The following is a 691-nucleotide window of genomic DNA, read 5'->3' on the forward strand; positions in this document are numbered from 1 at the left end:
CCGAGAGCACCGGCCCGAGAGCACCGGCAAGACGACGCTCGCCGGCGAGTTGCAGGCGGCGCTGCAGCGCGACGGTCGCTCGGTCGCCCTCGTCGGCGAATACCTGCGCGAATTCTGCGACCGTCATGCGCGCACGCCGCGCGTCGACGAGCAGGCGGGCATCGCGCAGGAGCAGACGCGCCGCATCGCCGCGGCCGCCGAGACGCACGACATCGTGATCGCCGACACCACGGCCTTGATGATCGCGGTCTACAGCGAGCAGGTGTTCGGCGACCGCAGCCTGTACGACAGCGCGATCGAGGCCCAGCGCGGCTGCGCGCTGACGCTGCTGACGGCGCTCGACATCCCCTGGCAGGCCGACGGCCTGCAGCGCGACGGGCCCCRGGTGCGCGAGCCGGTCACCGCGCTGGTGCGCGCGGCGCTGGCGCGCGGCGGGCTCGGCTATTCGGTGGTGGCCGGCACCGGACCGGCGCGGCTGTCGCACGCGCTGCTGGCGGTGCGGCATGCGCTGCTGGAACCGTCGGTGCTCGACGAGGCCCGCGCGAACCCGCGCTGGCAATGGGTCTGCGAGCGCTGCGGGGATGCGGGGTGTGAGCAGCGGCACTGGTTGCCGTAGGTTTTCTGTTGGCGCATTGGCGCGGAAGGCGCGTGCGGGGAGGCTGTGGCTCGCCGGCCGGTGCGGTCTTCGCCC

General features: G+C 73.9%; 1 protein-coding gene. It reads left to right on the plus strand.

Going from position 1 to position 691, the window contains the following annotated elements; genetic code table 11:
• On the plus strand, positions 1-616 hold a 616-nt coding region (locus AC1D15_RS35735; protein ID WP_477829819.1), incomplete at its 5' end, for an AAA family ATPase.
• Positions 617-691: the final 75 nt, after the last annotated feature.

This window comes from Rhizobacter sp. P2_H2, from assembly GCF_056403375.1.